The 17,519-nt window shown below is 68.2% G+C and carries 18 protein-coding genes; 9 read left to right on the top strand and 9 right to left on the bottom strand.

Going from position 1 to position 17,519, the window contains the following annotated elements:
- Positions 1 to 81 precede the first annotated feature (81 nt).
- The 4 genes from CYR75_RS14890 to CYR75_RS14875 form a co-directional block, all read right to left on the bottom strand.
- A complete protein-coding gene (locus CYR75_RS14890; protein ID WP_101500751.1) occupies positions 82 to 999 on the bottom strand; it encodes an esterase-like activity of phytase family protein in 918 nt (305 codons plus the stop codon).
- Entirely contained in the window at positions 972 to 1,856 is an 885-nt protein-coding gene (gene mepA / locus CYR75_RS14885; RefSeq protein ID WP_404825356.1) for a penicillin-insensitive murein endopeptidase, read from the bottom strand. Before mepA ends, CYR75_RS14890 begins: the two co-directional genes overlap by 28 nt.
- Positions 1,853 to 3,211, bottom strand: a complete 1,359-nt coding sequence (locus CYR75_RS14880; protein WP_101500749.1) for an MFS transporter — start codon at positions 3,209 to 3,211, stop codon at positions 1,853 to 1,855. The genes mepA and CYR75_RS14880 overlap by 4 nt, the downstream gene beginning before the upstream one ends.
- Positions 3,212 to 3,316: 105 nt before the next feature.
- A complete protein-coding gene (locus CYR75_RS14875; RefSeq protein ID WP_101500748.1) occupies positions 3,317 to 3,877 on the bottom strand; it encodes an acyl-CoA thioesterase in 561 nt (186 codons plus the stop codon).
- A 130-nt stretch (positions 3,878 to 4,007) separates the two neighbouring features.
- On the opposite strand from CYR75_RS14875, the gene asd reads away from it, so the two are divergent.
- From asd to CYR75_RS14855, 4 genes are read left to right on the top strand one after another with little or no spacing between them, the layout of a single operon-like run.
- On the top strand, positions 4,008 to 5,156 hold the full coding sequence (gene asd, locus CYR75_RS14870) for an aspartate-semialdehyde dehydrogenase (protein ID WP_264080893.1): 1,149 nt from the start codon (positions 4,008 to 4,010) through the stop codon (positions 5,154 to 5,156).
- Positions 5,157 to 5,160: 4 nt separating this feature from the next.
- Positions 5,161 to 5,451 (top strand): YggT family protein, encoded by a 291-nt coding sequence (locus CYR75_RS14865; RefSeq protein ID WP_101500747.1) that lies wholly within the window; start codon positions 5,161 to 5,163, stop codon positions 5,449 to 5,451.
- Between the two features lies 1 nt (position 5,452).
- Positions 5,453 to 7,483 carry a DNA helicase RecQ gene (gene recQ / locus CYR75_RS14860; RefSeq protein ID WP_101500746.1) on the top strand — a complete coding sequence of 677 codons (2,031 nt, stop codon included), beginning with the start codon at positions 5,453 to 5,455 and terminating at the stop codon, positions 7,481 to 7,483.
- Positions 7,484 to 7,542: 59 nt separating this feature from the next.
- Complete coding sequence (locus CYR75_RS14855) at positions 7,543 to 8,028, top strand: peroxiredoxin (RefSeq protein WP_101500745.1); 486 nt, start codon at positions 7,543 to 7,545, stop codon at positions 8,026 to 8,028.
- A gap of 311 nt (positions 8,029 to 8,339) precedes the next feature.
- Here the strand turns inward: CYR75_RS14855 and CYR75_RS14850 are convergent, their stop codons facing one another.
- From CYR75_RS14850 to ruvC, 5 genes are read right to left on the bottom strand one after another with little or no spacing between them, the layout of a single operon-like run.
- Positions 8,340 to 8,747 (bottom strand): PaaI family thioesterase, encoded by a 408-nt coding sequence (locus CYR75_RS14850; protein WP_101500744.1) that lies wholly within the window; start codon positions 8,745 to 8,747, stop codon positions 8,340 to 8,342.
- 19 nt (positions 8,748 to 8,766) lie between these two features.
- Positions 8,767 to 9,798 carry a Holliday junction branch migration DNA helicase RuvB gene (gene ruvB, locus CYR75_RS14845; protein ID WP_101500743.1) on the bottom strand — a complete coding sequence of 344 codons (1,032 nt, stop codon included), beginning with the start codon at positions 9,796 to 9,798 and terminating at the stop codon, positions 8,767 to 8,769.
- Positions 9,785 to 10,630 carry a M48 family metalloprotease gene (locus CYR75_RS14840; RefSeq protein WP_101500742.1) on the bottom strand — a complete coding sequence of 282 codons (846 nt, stop codon included), beginning with the start codon at positions 10,628 to 10,630 and terminating at the stop codon, positions 9,785 to 9,787. The genes ruvB and CYR75_RS14840 overlap by 14 nt, the downstream gene beginning before the upstream one ends.
- Positions 10,631 to 10,636: 6 nt before the next feature.
- Positions 10,637 to 11,320, bottom strand: coding sequence for a Holliday junction branch migration protein RuvA (gene ruvA, locus CYR75_RS14835; RefSeq protein WP_101500741.1), 684 nt, complete (start codon positions 11,318 to 11,320; stop codon positions 10,637 to 10,639).
- Complete coding sequence (ruvC, locus tag CYR75_RS14830) at positions 11,317 to 11,811, bottom strand: crossover junction endodeoxyribonuclease RuvC (RefSeq protein ID WP_101500740.1); 495 nt, start codon at positions 11,809 to 11,811, stop codon at positions 11,317 to 11,319. Before ruvC ends, ruvA begins: the two co-directional genes overlap by 4 nt.
- 140 nt (positions 11,812 to 11,951) lie before the next feature.
- Here ruvC and CYR75_RS14825 point away from each other — a divergent pair, with 140 nt between their 5' ends.
- Genes CYR75_RS14825 through CYR75_RS14805 form a run of 5 tightly spaced genes read left to right on the top strand, consistent with a single transcriptional unit; the run spans position 11,952 to position 17,512 of the window.
- Positions 11,952 to 14,798 carry a monovalent cation/H+ antiporter subunit A gene (locus tag CYR75_RS14825; protein WP_101500739.1) on the top strand — a complete coding sequence of 949 codons (2,847 nt, stop codon included), beginning with the start codon at positions 11,952 to 11,954 and terminating at the stop codon, positions 14,796 to 14,798.
- The gene (locus CYR75_RS14820) at positions 14,798 to 15,163 is read left to right on the top strand and encodes a Na+/H+ antiporter subunit C (RefSeq protein WP_101500738.1); all 366 of its coding nucleotides are present in this window, start codon (positions 14,798 to 14,800) and stop codon (positions 15,161 to 15,163) included. The genes CYR75_RS14825 and CYR75_RS14820 overlap by 1 nt, the downstream gene beginning before the upstream one ends.
- Positions 15,160 to 16,761 (top strand): monovalent cation/H+ antiporter subunit D, encoded by a 1,602-nt coding sequence (locus CYR75_RS14815; RefSeq protein WP_101500737.1) that lies wholly within the window; start codon positions 15,160 to 15,162, stop codon positions 16,759 to 16,761. The genes CYR75_RS14820 and CYR75_RS14815 overlap by 4 nt, the downstream gene beginning before the upstream one ends.
- Positions 16,758 to 17,246, top strand: coding sequence for a Na+/H+ antiporter subunit E (locus tag CYR75_RS14810; protein WP_101500736.1), 489 nt, complete (start codon positions 16,758 to 16,760; stop codon positions 17,244 to 17,246). Before CYR75_RS14815 ends, CYR75_RS14810 begins: the two co-directional genes overlap by 4 nt.
- Positions 17,243 to 17,512: a K+/H+ antiporter subunit F gene (locus CYR75_RS14805; RefSeq protein WP_101500735.1), complete on the top strand. Its 270-nt coding sequence runs from the start codon at positions 17,243 to 17,245 to the stop codon at positions 17,510 to 17,512. The genes CYR75_RS14810 and CYR75_RS14805 overlap by 4 nt, the downstream gene beginning before the upstream one ends.
- The last annotated feature ends 7 nt before the right edge of the window (positions 17,513 to 17,519 follow it).

Raw genomic sequence — 17,519 nt, 5'->3', positions numbered from 1 at the left:
AGGTGGCGGAAAAACTCGGCCCGCGAGGCGGACGGCAGCTAGATGCGCCGTGACGCGCGGATTGTCAACGGGGACGCGCGGCTAGGGCGTGGGGTCGATGATCCGGTATTCGACGACCTCGGTGCGCTGCACGGGCAGGAAATTATCGTCAGAAATCATCGTGATGCGGATGCCCAGATCGTCGGACCAGACGGCGATGCCCTCAAGATTGTCGTATTGCAGGGTGCTGGTGGTCAGCAGGGTTTCGATCTGCTGGGGGCCGGTCTCGGTCAGCTCCATCCGCCGCACGCGCGAGCGAAAGCCAAGCAGCCAGCGGAAATTCCGCTCGAGCAGATAGAGCCGTCCATCCGGCCCCATATCCGCCCCGACCGCCTGCCAGTCGGGATCGCCGGGAATGGAAAAGGGCTGCGCCCATGCGCCGTCGCGATAGCGCCAGATCGGAAAGCTGCGGCCGTCGGGCGCGTATTCGGGCAGGGTCAGCACATCGCCGTCATCGGTGATCGCCAGCGCCTCGAACCCCTCATTGGTGACCAGCTCGGCCCATTCCTCGGGGATCGGCAGGGGCGTCGCCGGGCCGTCCGGGTCGTCATAGCGCGCCACCCGGTTCAGGCCTTCGAAGCTGACATAGATGGTGCCGTCGGTGGCGATGGCCAGCCCCTCGCTGTCGCCCAGCCGGCCCGGCGGCAGCGGTCGGCCCTGACTGTCCTGCAACTGCGCGCGGCCCAGCGTGGTCAGATCGCGGATGCGGCCGGCGCTGTCCCGCTCGATCCGGCCCCAGCGGATCCAGGCGCGGTCGGTGATGACGTGGAACTGCGACCCGTCCTCAGACACCTCAATGCCCGAGAACCCGCCGAAATCGGCATCAGGCTCGCGCCAGACATGGGTGGCGATGTATTCCATCTGCGGCCGGGCGCCATCGGCCTCGGCCGCGAGCGCCGGTCCGGCCAGCAGGAACAGCAGCGCGGCAAGGATCACCGGGCGGTCGCGACGGCCTGACATTGCCGGGGCATCTCGCTTAGGCGGAAGCTGCGCGGATGGCGGTAATCCGGGTCAGGCGTGTATTTCGGCCGGGTCGAGGGGTTGGCGCGATAGGCGAGTTCCTGACGCGCCGCGCCGCAGCCATTGTCGTTGCCCGACAGCGCGGCCACCGGTGCGGCGGTGTTCTGGCACCCCGTGCCGCTGCCCGCCGGGCAGTTCAGCCGGACGTGGAAGTGGTAATCGTGGTTCGGCGTCGGCCGCAGCTTTTGCAGCCACGCGCCCCGGTCGCCGTTCATGTCGCACATCGCAACCTTGATCGCGGCGTCCAGAAAGATGCGGTCGACGCGCGGGTCCATGGCGGCCGACTGGATCAGCCCGGCATGGCCGCGCGTCCAGTTGCCGTTCACGCCCAGCCCGTTCTTGGCCACGACCGAGATCGACGAGATGCTCTCGCGCTGCGCCGGCGTCAGCGACAGGCTGGCGGGCGGCAGCATCCAGATATCGGCGTCCAGCCCCAACTGATGGCTGGCATGGCCGGTCAGCATCGGCCCGCCGCGCGACTGGCTCATATCGCCGACATAGATGCCCTTCCAGCCCATCTTGGCCGCCGCCTGCGACAGGCCCATGACGAAACCGACCATGTCGGGATGGCCCCAGTTGCGGTTGCGCGACAGCCGCATGGCCTGCCATGTCGGCCCGCTTTCCGGCAGTTGCGCCGCGCCCGAGACGCAGCCCTTGCTGTAGGTGCCGATCGACACCGGGGTTCCGGCGGTCGGGCCGGGCACGCGGCCGAAGACATCCTTGGCCAGCGGGTCGGCCATGGCGGGCATCGCCAAGGCCGCCGCTGCGGCGACGGTCAGAAGAAATTTGCGGATCACTGCGGCCCCTCTCCGTTCTTGTTGACCCATCTTAGCAGGAACAGGGCCAGAAGAAACATCACGATCAGCGGCGTGACCCCGATCCGCTGATTGCCGGTCAGGTCGGTGACCAGCGCGATCAGGAAGGGCGCGAGGAAGGCGGTGGCCTTGCCCGACAGCGCATAAAGACCGAACACCTCGGTCGCGCGCTCGTCGCTGGTGTGGCGCACCGTCAGCGTGCGCGAGGCCGCCTGCATCGCCCCGCCCGCGCCGCCGATCATCGCCCCGCAGATGAAGAACATGACATCCGGCACCCGGCTGCCCGCTGCCAGCGACAGGCCGAACAGGGTTTCCCGCGTCATGCCGACGATGATGACGCAGACCAGCGTCAGCAGCAGGATCGCGCTCACGATCACCGGCTTGGGCCCATAGCGCCGGTCGGCGCGCCCGCCCAGCCACGAGATCACCGCCGCCGAGATGACGCTGACCACGCCGAACACGCCCGAGAGGAACACCGGCCAGCCCAGCACCGTGCCGGCATAGACCCCGCCAAAGCCGTAAAGCGCGTTCAGCCCGTCCCGCGACAGCATCGACGACACCAGCCAGACCGCCAGGCTGCGCCGCTGCCGCAGCCCCTTGACGGTCTGCCACAGATCGGCAGCCGCCGCGCGCAGGCTGATCGGCCCCATCCGCAGGCCCTTCGGCTCTGTCACCCAGAACCAGAAGGGCAGCATGAAGACCGCATACCACAGCGCCGTGAACGGCCCGACAAAGCGCGTGCCTTCGCGCAAGGCCGGGTCCAGCCCGAACAGCGGCGGGATGCCCAGCAGGGTCCGCCCGCTGGGCGTCTCGGCAAAGAACAGCAGCATGATCGCCAGCGCCACCAGCCCGCCCAGATAGCCGAAGGCAAAGCCGGACCCCGACAGCCGCCCGATCTCGTCCCTTGGCGCGAGGCCGGGCAGCAGGGCGTTGGTGAAGATGGTCGCGAACTCCATCCCGATCAGGCCGACGCCGAAAAACGCCAGCGCCGTGATCAGGCGCGGGTCCTGCGGGGTCAGCAGCCACAGGCCAGAGGCCCCGACCACGACCATGCCGGAGAAAAACCAGATCCACGGCAGCTTGCGCCCGGAACGGTCCGCCACCGCCCCCAGCAGCGGCGCAAGCAGCGCGATCACCGCGCCGCTGATCGCCAGACCATACCCCCACAGCGTCTGCGCATGGGCGCCCGCCAGCATGACGTCGTGGCCTTGCGCGATATAGGCGCGCTTGGCGACCTCGGCGAAATAGATCGAGAAGATGAAGGTGACCAGCAGGGTGTGATAGGGCTGCCCCGCCCAATCGAAAAACCACCACCCCCAGATGCGCTTTCGGTTCACCCTGACTGCCCCCTGCCTGACTGCGCGCGCAGGATAAGGCGGAAAGCGGACTGATTGGCAACGATTTTTCGCCCACCCCGGTCGCGGCCACGGCTGCGCCGCCCGTCACCGGGTCAGCGCCGCCTGCGCGTCGGGCGGCAGTTCCGGCGGCCAGGGCCGGGTCTGTTCGGCGGCGATCCACGCCTCGACCCAATCGGGCAGCGGCGGCGGCTGATGGCTGGCCTGCAGCAGGTCCAGCACCCGTTGCGGCGGGACGATGCCCTCGGCAGAGGTGACCGCCGTGCGCAGCAGCGCGTGGTTGCAGCAATCGGTCCCGCGCCACATCGCCTGCTCGATATAGACGAAACGCGCGTCCCAGCCGATCACCCGCGAGGTCATGCGAAAGCGCTGGAACGCCCGGACACGGCGGCGATAGCGGACCGAACTGCCCGCGACCGTGATCCCCCAGCCCTGCGCGCGCAGCTGGCCGATCAGCCCCATCCGCGATGCCATCGGGATGCGGCCCAGATCGAACAGCGTCAGCGTGCGGCCGTTGTTCAGCTCGATCCACGGGTCCAGATCCCATGGCCAGCAGATATGGTCCGAGACATGCGTGCCCAGCGGCGCCAGACGCGGCGCCCGGCGGAACTTGATCATCTCTTTGGCGAAACGGATCAGCGGATACATCTGGGGCCCTTCTAGCTGCGCGACAGGGGCTGGCAGCGCCGGGACGCAAAGTCAACGCGGACGCAGCGACAGCTTGCACGCGAGGCCCGGCTGACATAGGTCAGGGCCGAAAACGCAGGGGATTATGACGATGGCAATGACGCAGACGCCGCGTGTCGGCCTGATCGGCTGGCGGGGAATGGTGGGCTCGGTCCTGATGGACCGGATGACGGATTCGGGCGATTTCGACCTGATCGAGCCGGTGTTCTTCTCGACCTCGAACGCGGGCGGCAAGGCCCCGCGCGGCGACGCGCCGCTGGCCGACGCCTATGACCTCGACACGCTGAAATCCTGCGATGCGATCCTGACCTGTCAGGGCGGCGACTATACCAAGAAGGTCTTTGCCGACCTGCGCGCGCAGGGCTGGGACGGGCACTGGATCGACGCGGCCTCGACCCTGCGGATGGAAAAGGACGCGCTGATCGTGCTGGACCCGGTCAACCGGCCGCAGATCGACAGCGCCCTTGCCGCCGGCAACCGCAACTGGATCGGCGGCAACTGCACCGTGTCCTGCATGATGATGGGCGTGGGCGCGCTGTTCAAGGCCGGGCTGGTCGAGTGGATGACCACCCAGACCTATCAGGCGGCCTCGGGCGGCGGTGCGCAGCACATGCGCGAATTGCTGACCCAGTATGGCACCCTGAACGCCGAGGTCCGCGACCTGCTGGACGACCCGAAATCCGCGATTCTGGAAATCGACCGCAAGGTGCTGGCCCGGCAGCGGGCGATGCTGGACAGCGACGAGTCCGCGCAGTTCGGCGCCGTCCTTGGCGGCTCGCTGATCCCGTGGATCGACCAGGATCTGGGCAACGGCGTGTCGCGCGAGGAATGGAAGGGCATGGCCGAGACGAACAAGATCCTCGGTCTGGGCGAAGACGCCATCGGCGTGCCGGGCGGCGAGGCGATCCCGATCGACGGTTTCTGCGTCCGCATCGGCGCCATGCGCTGCCACAGCCAGGCGCTGACCTTCAAGCTGACCCGCGACGTGCCGCTGGACGAGATCGAGGGGATGATCGCCTCGGACAATGACTGGGTAAAGCTGGTCCCGAACGAAAAGCAGGCGACGATGGAGGCGCTGACCCCGGTCGCCGTCACCGGCACGCTGACCATCCCGGTCGGCCGCGTCCGCAAGCTGGCGATGGGGCCGGAGTATCTGGGCGCCTTCACCGTCGGCGACCAGCTTTTGTGGGGCGCGGCCGAGCCGCTGCGCCGCATCCTGCGCATCCTGATTGAGGGTTGAGGGCATGACCACATTCTATCAGGTCGTGATGCTGCTGCTGGACATCCTGTGGTTCGTGATGATCGCGCATATCATCATGTCGTGGCTGATCAACTTTCAGGTGCTGAACCTGCGCCAGCCGCTGGTGGCCCAGCTTTGGGACGGGCTGAACCGCCTGTTGGAGCCGCTTTACGCCCCGATCCGCCGCCTGCTGCCCTATGCGGGCGGACTGGATCTGGCGCCGCTGGTGGTGTTCATCGGCATCGTCGTCATCCGCATGGCGATGCAGAACAACGCCGCCTTCTTCTACGGCTGACATGCCTGCGGACCTGCTGCGCCAGATCTTCGGCTTTGACGATTTCCGCCCCGGCCAGCAGGAAATCGTCGAGGCGGTCGCGGCGGGACGCGATGTGCTGGCGATCATGCCGACCGGCGGCGGCAAATCGCTGTGCTACCAGCTTCCGGCGCTGATGCGCGACGGGGTGACGGTGGTGATCTCGCCGCTGATCGCGCTGATGCGCGACCAGGTCCGCGCCTTGCGCGAGGCCGGGGTCGCCGCCGGGGCGCTGACCTCGGGCAATACCGAGGACGAGACCGATCAGGTCTTTGCCGCGCTGAATGACGGCGCGCTGAAGCTGCTTTACATGGCGCCGGAACGGCTGGCCTCGGGCGGGACGCTGGCGCTGTTGCGCCGGTCAGGTGTCACCGCCATTGCGGTGGACGAGGCGCATTGCGTCAGCCAGTGGGGCCACGATTTCCGCCCCGACTATCTGCGGATCGGGGCGCTGAAACAGGCGCTCGGCGTGCCGCTGGCGGCATTCACCGCCACCGCCGACGCCGAAACCCGGACCGAGATCGTCAGCCGCCTGTTCGGCGACGCCACCCCCCAGACCTTCCTGCGCGGCTTCGACCGGCCCAATATCCATCTGGCGTTTCAGGCCAAGGACGGGCCGCGCCGGCAGATCCTCGACTTTGCCGCTGCCCGGCCCGGACAGTCGGGCATCGTCTATTGCGGCAGCCGCGCCAAGACCGAGGCGCTGGCCACCGCGCTGAACGCCGCCGGTCATTCCGCCCTGCATTACCACGGCGGGATGGAGGCGCAGGCCCGGCGCGACGCCGAGGCCCGGTTCCAGCGCGAGGACGGGCTGATCGTCGCCGCCACCGTGGCCTTTGGCATGGGCATCGACAAGCCCGACATCCGTTGGGTCGCCCATGCCGACCTGCCGAAATCCATCGAGGCCTATTATCAGGAAATCGGCCGCGCCGGCCGCGACGGCCTGCCGGCCGAGACGCTGACCCTCTACGGTCCCGATGACATCCGGATGCGCCGCGCCCAGATCGACGAGGGGCTGGCTCAGGACGACCGCAAGCAGGCCGACCACGCCCGGCTGAACGCGCTGCTGGGTCTGGCCGAGGCGACCGGCTGCCGCCGCGTCCGTCTGCTGTCCTATTTCGGCGAGACGGCCGCGCCCTGCGGGAACTGCGATCTCTGCGACGCGCCGCCGGTGCTGTTCGACGCCACGCGCCCGGTGCAGATGGCGCTGTCGGCCATGCTGCGCAGCGGCGAACGCTTTGGCGCGGGGCATGTCATCGACATCCTGACCGGCAACGCGACCGAAAAGCTGCGCGAGCGCGGGCATGACCAGCTGCCGACCTTTGGCGTCGGGGCGGAATGGTCGCGCGCGCAATGGCAGGCGATCGTCCGGCAGATGATGGGGCTGGACCTCTGCCGCCCCGACCCTTCCCGCCACGGCGCGCTGCACATCACCGACGCCGCCCACCCGATCCTGCGCGGCGAGCAGACCGTGACCCTGCGCGAGGACAGCCTGCGCCGCGCCAAGCCCGCCTTCGTCCCCAAGATGCAGGTGGCAGAAGAGGATGCGCCGCTGTTTTCCGCCCTCAAGGCCAAGCGGCGGGCCCTGTCCGAGGCCGCGCGGGTGCCCGCCTATGTCATCTTCCCCGACCGCACCCTGCAGGAGATGGCCGAACGCCGCCCGCAGACACTGGACGAGATGGCGCGGATCAACGGGGTCGGCGCGAAGAAGCTGGAAAGCTATGGCGCGGCGTTCCTGTCCGTGATCGCGGGCGAGGTGCCGGACATGCACCCGGCCCGGCGCGCGCTGGCGGGACGGCCGGCGGGGGCGCTGTTCGACCGGCTGGCCGACGCGCAGATGCAGCTTGCGCGCGGGGTGGACGGGACGGAGAAGCCGCTCTCCTGCTCGACCGGGCAGCTTCGCCGCATCGCCGAAACCCGGCCCGCCAGCCGCGGCGCGCTGGGCCGCATCCTGGACGAGGCGCGGCTCGACCGGTTCGGTCAGGCGTTTCTGTCGGAAATCGAGGCAGACTGACCCTTTCCGGCGGCAGGTGCGCCCGCTAGGCTGACCCTGCAACCAGAAAGGATACTCCCATGACCATCAGCGAAGGCGACCAACTGCCGCAAGGCAAGCTGCTGAAATCCGGCGAGAATGGCCCCGAAACCGTCGACATGGCCGATTACGCGACCGGCCGCGTGGCGATCTTTGCGCTGCCCGGCGCCTATACCGGCACCTGCTCGACCCAGCACGTCCCCAGCTTCATCCGCACCGCCGACCAGTTTCGCGAGAAAGGCGTCGACCGGATCGTCTGCATCAGCGTCAACGACCCCTTCGTCATGGCCGCCTGGGCACGCGACACCGGCGCGGACGAGGCCGGGCTGACCTTCCTCGCCGATGCCGACGGGGAATTCACCAAGGCGATGGGGATGGCGTTCGACGCCCCGCAGGCGGGGCTGTTCGGCCGTTCCAAGCGCTACGCGATGCTGGTCGAGGACGGCAAGATCACCGCGCTTCAGGCTGAGACCTCGCCCGGCCAATGCACCGTCTCGGGCGGCGAGTCGCTGCTGGAACGGGCCTGAAACCGAGGAACGGCGCGGCGTGTGAGAGCGGGTCGCGCCGGAACCTGCGCTAGCGACGGGTGCGGCTTGGCGCGTCGCGCCTGATCTCGCAGTCAAAACGACGCGGCTTGAGGCGGGCCGCGCCGGGACCTGGATGAAAAGCGGCGTTGCCTCGCCGGGAAAACCGCGCCTTGCACCCCCCCGCCCGGCGAGAGGTAAGGCCCCCTCCGGGATAGCGCGACCAAACCATCCTGCCCGTCTGACGAACCCGCGCCTTGCCGGGTCAGGCGGCCGCCCCATCGGCGCCCGAATCCCTGAACCCGCCCGCCCGCTCACACCGGGATCATCGTCCCCTGCAGCATCGCGACGTGTTTCCGCGTCTCGCCGGTCTCGGCCCAGACATCGGCGGCGACGACGACGATGCGGCGGCCGGCGCGGATCACCCGGCCCTCGGCGCGCAGGCGCTCGCCCAGCGCGGGGGCCATCAGGTTGATCTTCATCTCGACCGTCATCACCTCGACGCCCTCCTCCATCACCGTCAGCGCCGCGTACCCCGCCGCCGAATCGCCGATCGAGAAGGCCAGCCCCGCATGTCCCGCCCCCTGCTGTTGCAGCACCGTGGGCAGGATCGGCGCGACGATCACCACCCGGCCCGATTCCACGCTGTCGAGGGTCGCCCCCAGCGTCTGCATCATCGTCTGGCGCCCGAAACTGTCGCGGATGCGGCTGTCGATCTCCATTCCTTCCCCCCTCGTCTGGCTAGCTTTCGAACAAACCCGGCTGCGCGGGCGGCGCCGGGGCGTCCAGCCCCAGATGCCGCCAGCCCTTGCTGGCCAGCATCCGGCCGCGCGGTGTGCGGGCGATCAGGCCCTGTTGCAGCAGATAGGGCTCGATCACCTCTTCGATGGCGTCGCGGCTTTCCGACAGCGCCGCCGACAGCGTCTCGACCCCGACCGGGCCGCCGCCGTAATTCTCGGCGATCAGCGTCAGATAGCGGCGGTCGGCCCCGTCGAGGCCCAGATCGTCCACCCCCAGCCGAGTCAGCGCGCTGTCGGCGATGGCCCGCGTCAGCCGCCCGTCGCCCTCGACCAGCGCGAAATCGGCCACGCGGCGCAGCAGCCGGCCGGCGATGCGGGGGGTGCCACGGGCGCGACGGGCGATCTCCAGCGTGCCTTCGGGATCGGCGCCCATGCCCATCAGCCGCGCCCCGCGCTGCACGATCAGGTCGAGTTCCGGGATCGTATAGAAATGCAGCCGCGTCGGGATGCCGAAGCGGTCGCGCAGCGGCGTCGTCAACAGACCAAGGCGGGTCGTCGCGCCAACCAGCGTGAAGGGCTGCAGCTCGATCCGGACGGTGCGGGCGGCGGGGCCCTCGCCGATCATCAGGTCCAGCTCGTAATCCTCCATCGCGGGATAGAGCACCTCTTCCACGGCCGGGTTCATGCGGTGGATCTCGTCGATGAACAGCACGTCTCGGGCTTCCAGATTGGTCAGGATCGCGGCCAGATCCCCCGCCCGCGCCAGCACCGGTCCCGAGGTCATCTTGAAGCTGACGCCCAGTTCGCGCGCCATGATCTGCGCCAGCGTGGTCTTGCCGAGGCCGGGCGGGCCGTGAAACAGCGTGTGGTCCATCGCCTCGCCCCGGCGGCGGGCGCTTTCGATGAAGACGGCGAGGTTGGCGCGCGCCTCGGCCTGGCCCACGAACTCGCGCAGTGCCTGCGGGCGCAGGGCGCGGCCGGGCTCGTCCTCGGGCAGCGGTTCGGGGCGCAGCGTCGGGTCAGGGTTGTCCATGCAGGTCCAATGCGTCAAGCGCCGCCAGCCGCGCCTCGGTCGGCGGGTGGGTGCGGAACAGGCTGTCCATGCGCAGGCCGGACAGCGGGTTGATGATGAACATCGCGGCCGAGGCCGGGTTGCGCTCGGCCGGTTCGTTCACGACCCGCCCGGCGGCGGCAGAGATCTTGCGCAGCGCGTTCGACAGCCCGCGCGTCTGGCCCGCGATCCGGGCCCCCTGCGCATCGGCGTGGAACTCTCGCGCCCGCGACACCGCCATCTGCAGCATCCCGGCGGCAAGCGGGGCGAGGATCATCATCAGCAGGCTGCCCAGCAACCCGCCGCGCTCGTTCCGGTTGCCCATGAACAGCGCCCAGTTGCCCAGCATGGCGATCGCCCCGGCGAGGGTGGCCGCGACCGTCATGGTCAGCGTGTCGCGGTTGCGGATATGGGCCAGCTCATGCGCGATGACGCCGGCCAGTTCCTCGCGGTTCAAAAGCCGCAGCAGCCCGGTGGTGACCGCGACGGCAGCATTCTGCGGGTTGCGGCCGGTGGCGAAGGCGTTGGGCTGGTCCTGCTGCATGATATAGACCGCCGGCATCGGCAGCCCGGCGCGGTCCGCCAGCCCCGCAACCAGCGCCAGCAGGTCGGGCGCGGTCTCGGCGGTGACCGGGATCGCCTGTTGCTGGCGCAGCATCGCCTTGTCGCTGTTCCACCACGCCCAGATATTGCCGACGCCGGCAAAGACCAGCGCCATGATCGCCCCGCCGCGCCCGCCGATCAGCCCGCCAAGCGCCATCAGCAGCGCCGTCATCGCCGCCATCAGGATGAAGGTGCGCAGGTTTCCGGGCATCGGCGTCTACTCCTTGGGGGCCAGTGATCGCAGCGCGACGCGGATCAGCGCGGCCGTGGCGGCATCGGGATGGGCCTGCGCGGCAGCGGCGACCGCGCCGGCGGCTTCGGACGGGTTATACCCCAGATTGGTCAGTGCCGACAGCGCCTCGGACTGGGTCGCGGCGCTGCTGGAAAGGGGCGCGGCGCGGGGCGCGGGGGCGGCCGGCAGATCGGGGGCACCGGCCTCGGTGGGCTCGATCAGCGCGGCGCCGGCATCGACGGTCAGCGCGCCGCCCATCGCCATGACCGAGGGCGCCTTGTCCTTCAGCTCCAGCACCACCCGCTGCGCCAGCTTGGGCCCGATCCCCGGCGCCTTTCGCACCGCGGCCCAGTCGCCCAGCGTGATCGCGCGGGCCAGCCCCTCGGCCCCCAGCGTGCCCAGCAGCGCCAGCGACGCCTTGGCCCCGATCCCCTGAACCGAGGTCAGCAGCCGGTGCCATTCCTTTTCCAGCAGCGAGGTGAACCCGAACAGCTGCAGCAGATCCTCGCGCACCAGAAGCTCGGTATACAGCGCGGCGGCCTGCCCGACCGGGGGCAGGCTGGCGGCGGTGCGCTCGCTGATATGGACCAGGTAGCCCACGCCGCGCACGTCGATCAGCACATGATCGGGCGCGCGGTGCAGGATCACGCCTGCGATGCGGCCGATCATGCCCGCACCTTGATGCGGATGGCGCGCGATTGCAGGTGATGGGCGTGGCAGATGGCAATGGCCAGCGCGTCGGCGGCGTCCGGCCCGCCGAAACAGACGCCGGGAAGCTGGTGGCGGACCATGTGCTGCACCTGTTCCTTGGCCGCATGGCCGACGCCGACCACGGCCTTCTTGACCGCGTTGGGGGCGTATTCCCCGATCTCGAGCCCAGCCTCGGCCGGGGCCAGCAGGGCGATGCCGCGCGCCTGCCCCAGTTTCAGCGTGCCGGCGGCGTCCTTGTTGACAAAGGTCTGTTCGACCGCCGCCACCGTCGGCGCGTGTGTCACGATCACCGCGCAGAGGCCCTGATACAGCCGCAGCAGCCGCCCGCCCAAGGGTCCGGTCCCCGACCGCACCGTGCCGTTCGCGATATGCCGCAGCCGTGGGCCGTCGATTTCGATGACCCCCCAGCCCATGTTCTGCAACCCCGGATCGATGCCCAGAACCCTCATGCCCTGCCCTTTGCCTTTTGTTTTGGCGACGCTAGCACGAAGCGCGAACATCGGGAAAGGGGTCGTTTTCGCGGCGCGGCGTTGCTTGACTCCCGCGCGCCCATCCCCGACACAACTCCAAGTCTGACGGTGGAGGACCGATGTCGCCAGCCTTGATCGCCGCGCTGCCGTTTCTGGGCGCATTGCTGCCCGGGCTGCTGATCCGTTCGGGGCGCAATGTCGCGGCGACGTCCTGCGGGACGCTGACCTTGCTGGCGCTGATCGGGCTGTGCCTGCACATCCCCGGCGTGCTGGATGGCGACACCATCACCGCGCATTATTCCTGGATCCCGCGGCTTGGGCTGGACATCAGCTTTCGCATCGACGGGCTGGCGCTGCTGTTTGCCATGCTGATCCTGGGCATCGGTCTGCTGATCATCATCTATGCCCGCTATTACCTCGACCGGGAAGACCCGGTGGGCCAGTTCCTGACCTATCTGATGCTGTTCCAGGGCGCGATGGTGGGCATCGTGCTGTCCGACAACATCCTGCTTTTGCTGATCTTCTGGGAGCTGACCTCGCTGTCGTCATTCCTGCTGATCGGCTATTGGAAGCACCTCCCCGATGGCCGTCAGGGGGCGCGCATGGCGCTGACGGTGACGGCGATGGGGGGGCTGGCGATGATCGGGGGGATGCTGATCCTTGGCCAGATCGCCGGCAGCTACCGGATCAGCGAGATCCTGGCGGCGCGCGATCTGGTGCAGGCCTCGCCGTTGTATCTGCCGGCGCTGCTGCTGATCCTGACCGGGGCCTTTACCAAATCGGCGCAGTTCCCGTTCCATTTCTGGCTGCCGCATGCGATGGCCGCGCCGACGCCGGTCTCGGCCTATCTGCACTCGGCCACGATGGTCAAGGCGGGGCTGTTCCTGATGGCGCGGCTGTGGCCGGTGCTGGCCGGCACGACCGAGTGGTTCCACATCGTCGCCACCACCGGGCTGGCGACCATGCTGATCGGCGCGGTGATCGCGCTGTTCAAGGACGACCTCAAGGCGCTGCTGGCTTTCTCGACCGTCAGCCATCTGGGCATGATCACCATGCTGCTGGGTCTGGGCACCAAGGCCGGGGCCATTGCGGCGGTGTTCCACATCATCAACCACGCTACCTTCAAGGCGTCACTGTTCATGATCGCGGGCATCATCGACCACGGCACCGGCACCCGCTCGATCCGGCTGTTGGGCGGGCTGCGGGCGCTGATGCCCGCGACCTTCCTGATCGGCACGCTGGCGGCGCTGTCCATGGCCGGCATCCCGCCGCTGAACGGGTTTCTGTCGAAAGAGATGATGCTGCAAGAGGCCGCCGGCACCCAGTGGTTCGGCACCGACAACCTGTTCTTCCTGATCGCGGGCTTTGCCTCGATCTTTTCGGTGGCCTATTCGCTGCGCTTCATCTGGCAGGTCTATATGGGCCCGACGCGCGAAACCTATCCCGAGACCCCGCACGAGGCCGGGCCGGGGCTGCTGTTCGGACCCGCCGTGCTGGTGGCGCTGGTGGTGCTGATCGGGCTGATGCCGATGACCATGGTCGGCTGGCTGGTCCGCGCCTCGGCCGATGCGGTGACGGGGATGCCGACCGATCCGCATATCCAGATGTGGCACGGGGTCAATCCGGCGCTGATCGCCTCGATCGTGGCGGTCACGGTGGGGGCGCTGCTGGTGGCGATCCACGCGCCGCTGCAACGCGCCTGGGACGCGGCGCCCCGGCCCGAGGCGAAGGTCATCTTCGACTGGCTGGTGGGCCACGCGGTGTCGATCGCGCAGACGCTGGATACAGCGCTGCATGACGGCCGGCTGGCGCGCGGCGCGGCGATGATGTCGGTCACCGCCGTCGCGGCCGGCGGGCTGGCCTGGATCACCGGGATCGCCCCGCCCCACAGCCGCCCCATGCTGCCGATTTCGACCGTGCCCTTCATCGGCTTCGTGCTGCTGATCGTGGCCACCGGCTGCGTCGTGGCCTTCCACCGCAACCGCATCCTCGCGCTGGTGCTGATCGGCATTGTCGGGCTGATCGTGTCCTGCGCCTTTGTCTATATCTCGGCCCCCGATCTGGCCCTGACCCAGATCTCGGTCGAGGTGGTGACGGTGATGCTGATGCTGCTGGCGCTGAACTTCCTGCCCAAACGCACCTGGGTCGAGACCGGCGCCGTCCGGCGCGGCGCCGATGCGCTGATCGCGGCAATGGTCGGGCTGGGCATGGCGGGGCTGTCCTATGTCATCCTGCGCAGCGATTTCGACCTCGGCACGATTTCGGACTATCTGCTGGCCAACAGCTATACCCAGGGCGGCGGGACCAATGTGGTCAACGTGATCCTGGTCGACTTCCGGGGCTATGATACCTTTGGCGAGATCACCGTTCTGGGCATCGCCGCGCTGGTCATCTTTGCCATGACCGAGACGCTGCTGACCGGCAGTTCCGCCCGCCGGCTGACCAACTGGCGCCACGACCAGCGTCGCGCCGGCGACCGCCATCCGCTGATGCTGGTGGTGGCGACGCGGCTGATCCTGCCGATCTCGCTGACCGTGGGGCTGTTCATCTTCCTGCGCGGGCATAACGAGCCGGGCGGCGGCTTCATCGCCGGGCTGATCGTCGCCATCGCGCTGCTGATGCAATACATGGCCTCGGGCTTTGCCTGGGCGCAGGAACGCCAGCGGGTGCCCTTCCACGCGCTGATCGGCGCGGGCGTGCTGGTCGCGGCGGCGACGGGGGTGGGCGCGTGGCTGTTCGGGCTGCCCTTCCTGACCTCGACCTATGGCTATGTGAAGCTGCCGCTGATCGAAAAGTTCGAGCTGGCGACCGCCATGGCCTTTGATCTGGGGGTCTTCCTGTGCGTGCTGGGCGCGGTGATGCTGGCGCTGAACTCGCTGTCGCGGATCGCGCGCCGGACAGGGGCGCCGGTCAATATCGAACCGATGGACGTCGATCCGTCCCGAACCGTGACAGAGGCGCAGTGATGGAAGCTCTTGTTGCAATCGCCATCGGAGCGCTGAGCGCCTCTGGCATCTATCTGGTGCTGCGGCTGCGGACGTTCCCGGTCATCATCGGCATGACCATGCTGTCCTATGCGATCAACCTGTTCGTCGCCGTGTCGGGCCGGCTGGCCATCGACAAGCCGCCGATCCTGCAGGCCAATGGCGACATCTCGCCCATGCTCTATACCGACCCGCTGCCGCAGGCGCTGACTCTGACGGCGATCGTGATCTCGTTCGGGATGACGGCGGTCGTGGTGCTGCTGTCGCTGGGGGCGTTTCTGGAAGGCGGGGACGATTACATCGACATGCCCGAAGGCGACCGCCACGAGAACGGGAAGCGCAGATGAGCCATTTCATCATCGCCCCCGTCGTCCTGCCCGCCATGATGGGCGGCCTGATCATCCTGTGGATGCGTCACGACCTGCTGCTGCAGCGCGTCTTTTCGACCGCAGGCACGGCGGTTTTGCTGTGCGTGTCGCTGTATCTGGCGCTGCATGCCAGCGGCGGCGAGATCTTTGTCTATCGCCTGGGCAACTGGCCCGCGCCCTTTGGCATCGTGCTGATGCTGGACCGGCTGGCGGCGCTGATGCTGGTGCTGACCTCGTTTCTGGCGCTGTCGGTGCAGCTTTACGCCATCGGCTCGGGCTGGGACCGCAAGGGCTGGCACTTCCATGCGCTGTGGCAGTTCCAGCTGATGGGGCTGATGGGCGCCTTCCTGACCGGCGACGCCTTCAACCTGTTCGTCTTTTTCGAGGTGCTGCTGATCGCCTCATACGGGCTGATGATCCATGGCGGCGGCGGGCTGCGGCTGCGCGCGGGCGTGCAATATGTGGTCATCAACCTGATGGGCTCGGCGCTGTTTCTGGCCGCCTTGGGGACGCTCTATGCCGTCACCGGGACGCTGAACATGGCCGACATGGCGCTGCGCGTGGCCGAGATCCCGCCCGAGGATACCGCGCTGGTGCGGACCGGCGCCGTGCTGCTGATGCTGGTCTTCGCCATCAAGGCGGCGCTGGTGCCGCTGCATTTCTGGCTGCCCTCGACCTATGGCAACGCACCCGGCCCGGTGGCGGCGCTGTTCGCGATCATGTCCAAGGTCGGCGTCTATGCGATCATCCGCTTTTATACGCTGATCTTCCCGGCTGAATCGGTGATCGGCAGCATCGTGGCCGACATGCTGCTGCCGGCGGCGCTGGTGACGCTGGTCGTGGGCCAGATCGGGATTCTGGGCGGGCGGCATCTGGGACGGGTGGCGGCGATGGCGGCGATTGCGTCCATCGGGACGCTGATCGTCGCGGTGTCGATGTTCACGCCCGAGGGGATCTCGGCCGCGCTTTACTATCTGATGCACTCGACCCTGTCGGCAGGGGCGCTGTTTCTGATCAGCGACATGGTCGCGCAGCGGCGCGGCGGGAACCTGTGGCTGTCGGTGCGCCCGCGCATCGCCGATAGCGGGCTGATCGCGGCGATGTTCTTTGCCGCGACGGTGGCCGTGGCCGGGATGCCGCCGCTGTCGGGCTTTCTCGGCAAGCTGCTGGTGCTGGACGCGACGCGGGCCGATCCGTGGTGGGTGGGCATCTGGGCCACCATCCTGATCACCTCGCTGTTCGCCATCCTGGGCTTCGCCCGCGCCGGTTCGACCCTGTTCTGGAAGCCCTTCCAGTTGCAGCAAGAGGCCCGGCACCACTCCGACCACCACGGGCGCGAACATAACGGCCCGATCCTGCCCAAACTGGAACCGGACGAGCAGATTCAGGACATCGGCGACGCGGTGTCCCCGGCGCTGGGTTTCGCCGCGACCGGGCTGCTGCTGGCCGGGCTGGTGGCGCTGACCCTGCTGGCCGCGCCCGCGCTGCGCATGACCGAGGCGATTGCCGACCAGCTGTTCGACCCCGGCCCCTATTTTCAGTCGGTGCTGGTCCATCAGGAAGGAGCGCGGCCATGAAACGCCTGTTGCCCCATGCCGTGCTGTCGCTGCTGCTGGTCGTGGTCTGGCTGCTGCTGGTCAATGATTTCCGCTGGGGCTCGCTGGTCTTTGCCATCATCATCGCCGTGGCCCTGCCGCTGCTGATCGCGCCCTATTGGCCGGCCGACACCGCACTGCGCCGGCCCTGGCGCTATTTCAGCTATTTCCTGCTGGTGCTGTGGGACATCATCGGCGCCAATATCGACGTCGCCAAGATCGTGCTGTTCAAGCCCAACTCGCAACTGCAGCCCGCCTGGATCGCCGTCCCGCTGGAACTGCGCTCGCCCGAGGCGATCACCGTGCTGGCCGGGACCATCACCCTGACCCCCGGCACCGTCAGCTGCGACCTGTCCGAGGACGGCCACGCCCTGCTCGTCCATTGCCTGCACGCGCCCGACCCCGACAGCGTCGTGCGCGAGATAAAGTCACGCTATGAATCCCGCCTGAAGGAGATTTTTGCATGATCGATTATGCACTCGTCTTTGCCTTCAGCTGCTTTGGCATCGCGCTGCTGTTCAACCTGTATCGCGTGGTCTTCGCGCCCGGCGTCACCGACCGCATCCTCGCGCTGGACACCATGACCATCAACATGCTGGCGGTGCTGGCGCTTTACGGCGTGATGGAGGGCACGACCATGTATTTCGAGGCCTCGCTGCTGTTCGCCATGATGGGCTTCGTCTCGACCGTCGCCTATGCCAAGTTCATCCTGCGCGGCGACATCATCGAATAGGGGGCGC

It is taken from the genome of Paracoccus jeotgali (assembly GCF_002865605.1).
Taxonomy (GTDB): domain Bacteria; phylum Pseudomonadota; class Alphaproteobacteria; order Rhodobacterales; family Rhodobacteraceae; genus Paracoccus; species Paracoccus jeotgali.
Note: the sequence above shows the minus strand (reverse complement) of the source record. Positions and strands in the feature narration are given on the sequence as shown.

What these genes read in the sequence shown, in the direction of transcription:
- CYR75_RS14890 (WP_101500751.1), bottom strand. Translation starts at nt 999, where the DNA reads ATGTCAGGCCGTCGCGACCGCCCGGTGATCCTTGCCGCGCTGCTGTTC.
- CYR75_RS14875 (WP_101500748.1), bottom strand. Translation starts at nt 3,877, where the DNA reads ATGTATCCGCTGATCCGTTTCGCCAAAGAGATGATCAAGTTCCGCCGG.
- asd (WP_264080893.1), top strand. Translation starts at nt 4,008, where the DNA reads ATGGCAATGACGCAGACGCCGCGTGTCGGCCTGATCGGCTGGCGGGGA.
- CYR75_RS14865 (WP_101500747.1), top strand. Translation starts at nt 5,161, where the DNA reads ATGACCACATTCTATCAGGTCGTGATGCTGCTGCTGGACATCCTGTGG.
- recQ (WP_101500746.1), top strand. Translation starts at nt 5,453, where the DNA reads ATGCCTGCGGACCTGCTGCGCCAGATCTTCGGCTTTGACGATTTCCGC.
- CYR75_RS14855 (WP_101500745.1), top strand. Translation starts at nt 7,543, where the DNA reads ATGACCATCAGCGAAGGCGACCAACTGCCGCAAGGCAAGCTGCTGAAA.
- CYR75_RS14850 (WP_101500744.1), bottom strand. Translation starts at nt 8,747, where the DNA reads ATGGAGATCGACAGCCGCATCCGCGACAGTTTCGGGCGCCAGACGATG.
- ruvB (WP_101500743.1), bottom strand. Translation starts at nt 9,798, where the DNA reads ATGGACAACCCTGACCCGACGCTGCGCCCCGAACCGCTGCCCGAGGAC.
- CYR75_RS14840 (WP_101500742.1), bottom strand. Translation starts at nt 10,630, where the DNA reads ATGCCCGGAAACCTGCGCACCTTCATCCTGATGGCGGCGATGACGGCG.
- ruvA (WP_101500741.1), bottom strand. Translation starts at nt 11,320, where the DNA reads ATGATCGGCCGCATCGCAGGCGTGATCCTGCACCGCGCGCCCGATCAT.
- ruvC (WP_101500740.1), bottom strand. Translation starts at nt 11,811, where the DNA reads ATGAGGGTTCTGGGCATCGATCCGGGGTTGCAGAACATGGGCTGGGGG.
- CYR75_RS14825 (WP_101500739.1), top strand. Translation starts at nt 11,952, where the DNA reads ATGTCGCCAGCCTTGATCGCCGCGCTGCCGTTTCTGGGCGCATTGCTG.
- CYR75_RS14820 (WP_101500738.1), top strand. Translation starts at nt 14,798, where the DNA reads ATGGAAGCTCTTGTTGCAATCGCCATCGGAGCGCTGAGCGCCTCTGGC.
- CYR75_RS14815 (WP_101500737.1), top strand. Translation starts at nt 15,160, where the DNA reads ATGAGCCATTTCATCATCGCCCCCGTCGTCCTGCCCGCCATGATGGGC.
- CYR75_RS14810 (WP_101500736.1), top strand. Translation starts at nt 16,758, where the DNA reads ATGAAACGCCTGTTGCCCCATGCCGTGCTGTCGCTGCTGCTGGTCGTG.
- CYR75_RS14805 (WP_101500735.1), top strand. Translation starts at nt 17,243, where the DNA reads ATGATCGATTATGCACTCGTCTTTGCCTTCAGCTGCTTTGGCATCGCG.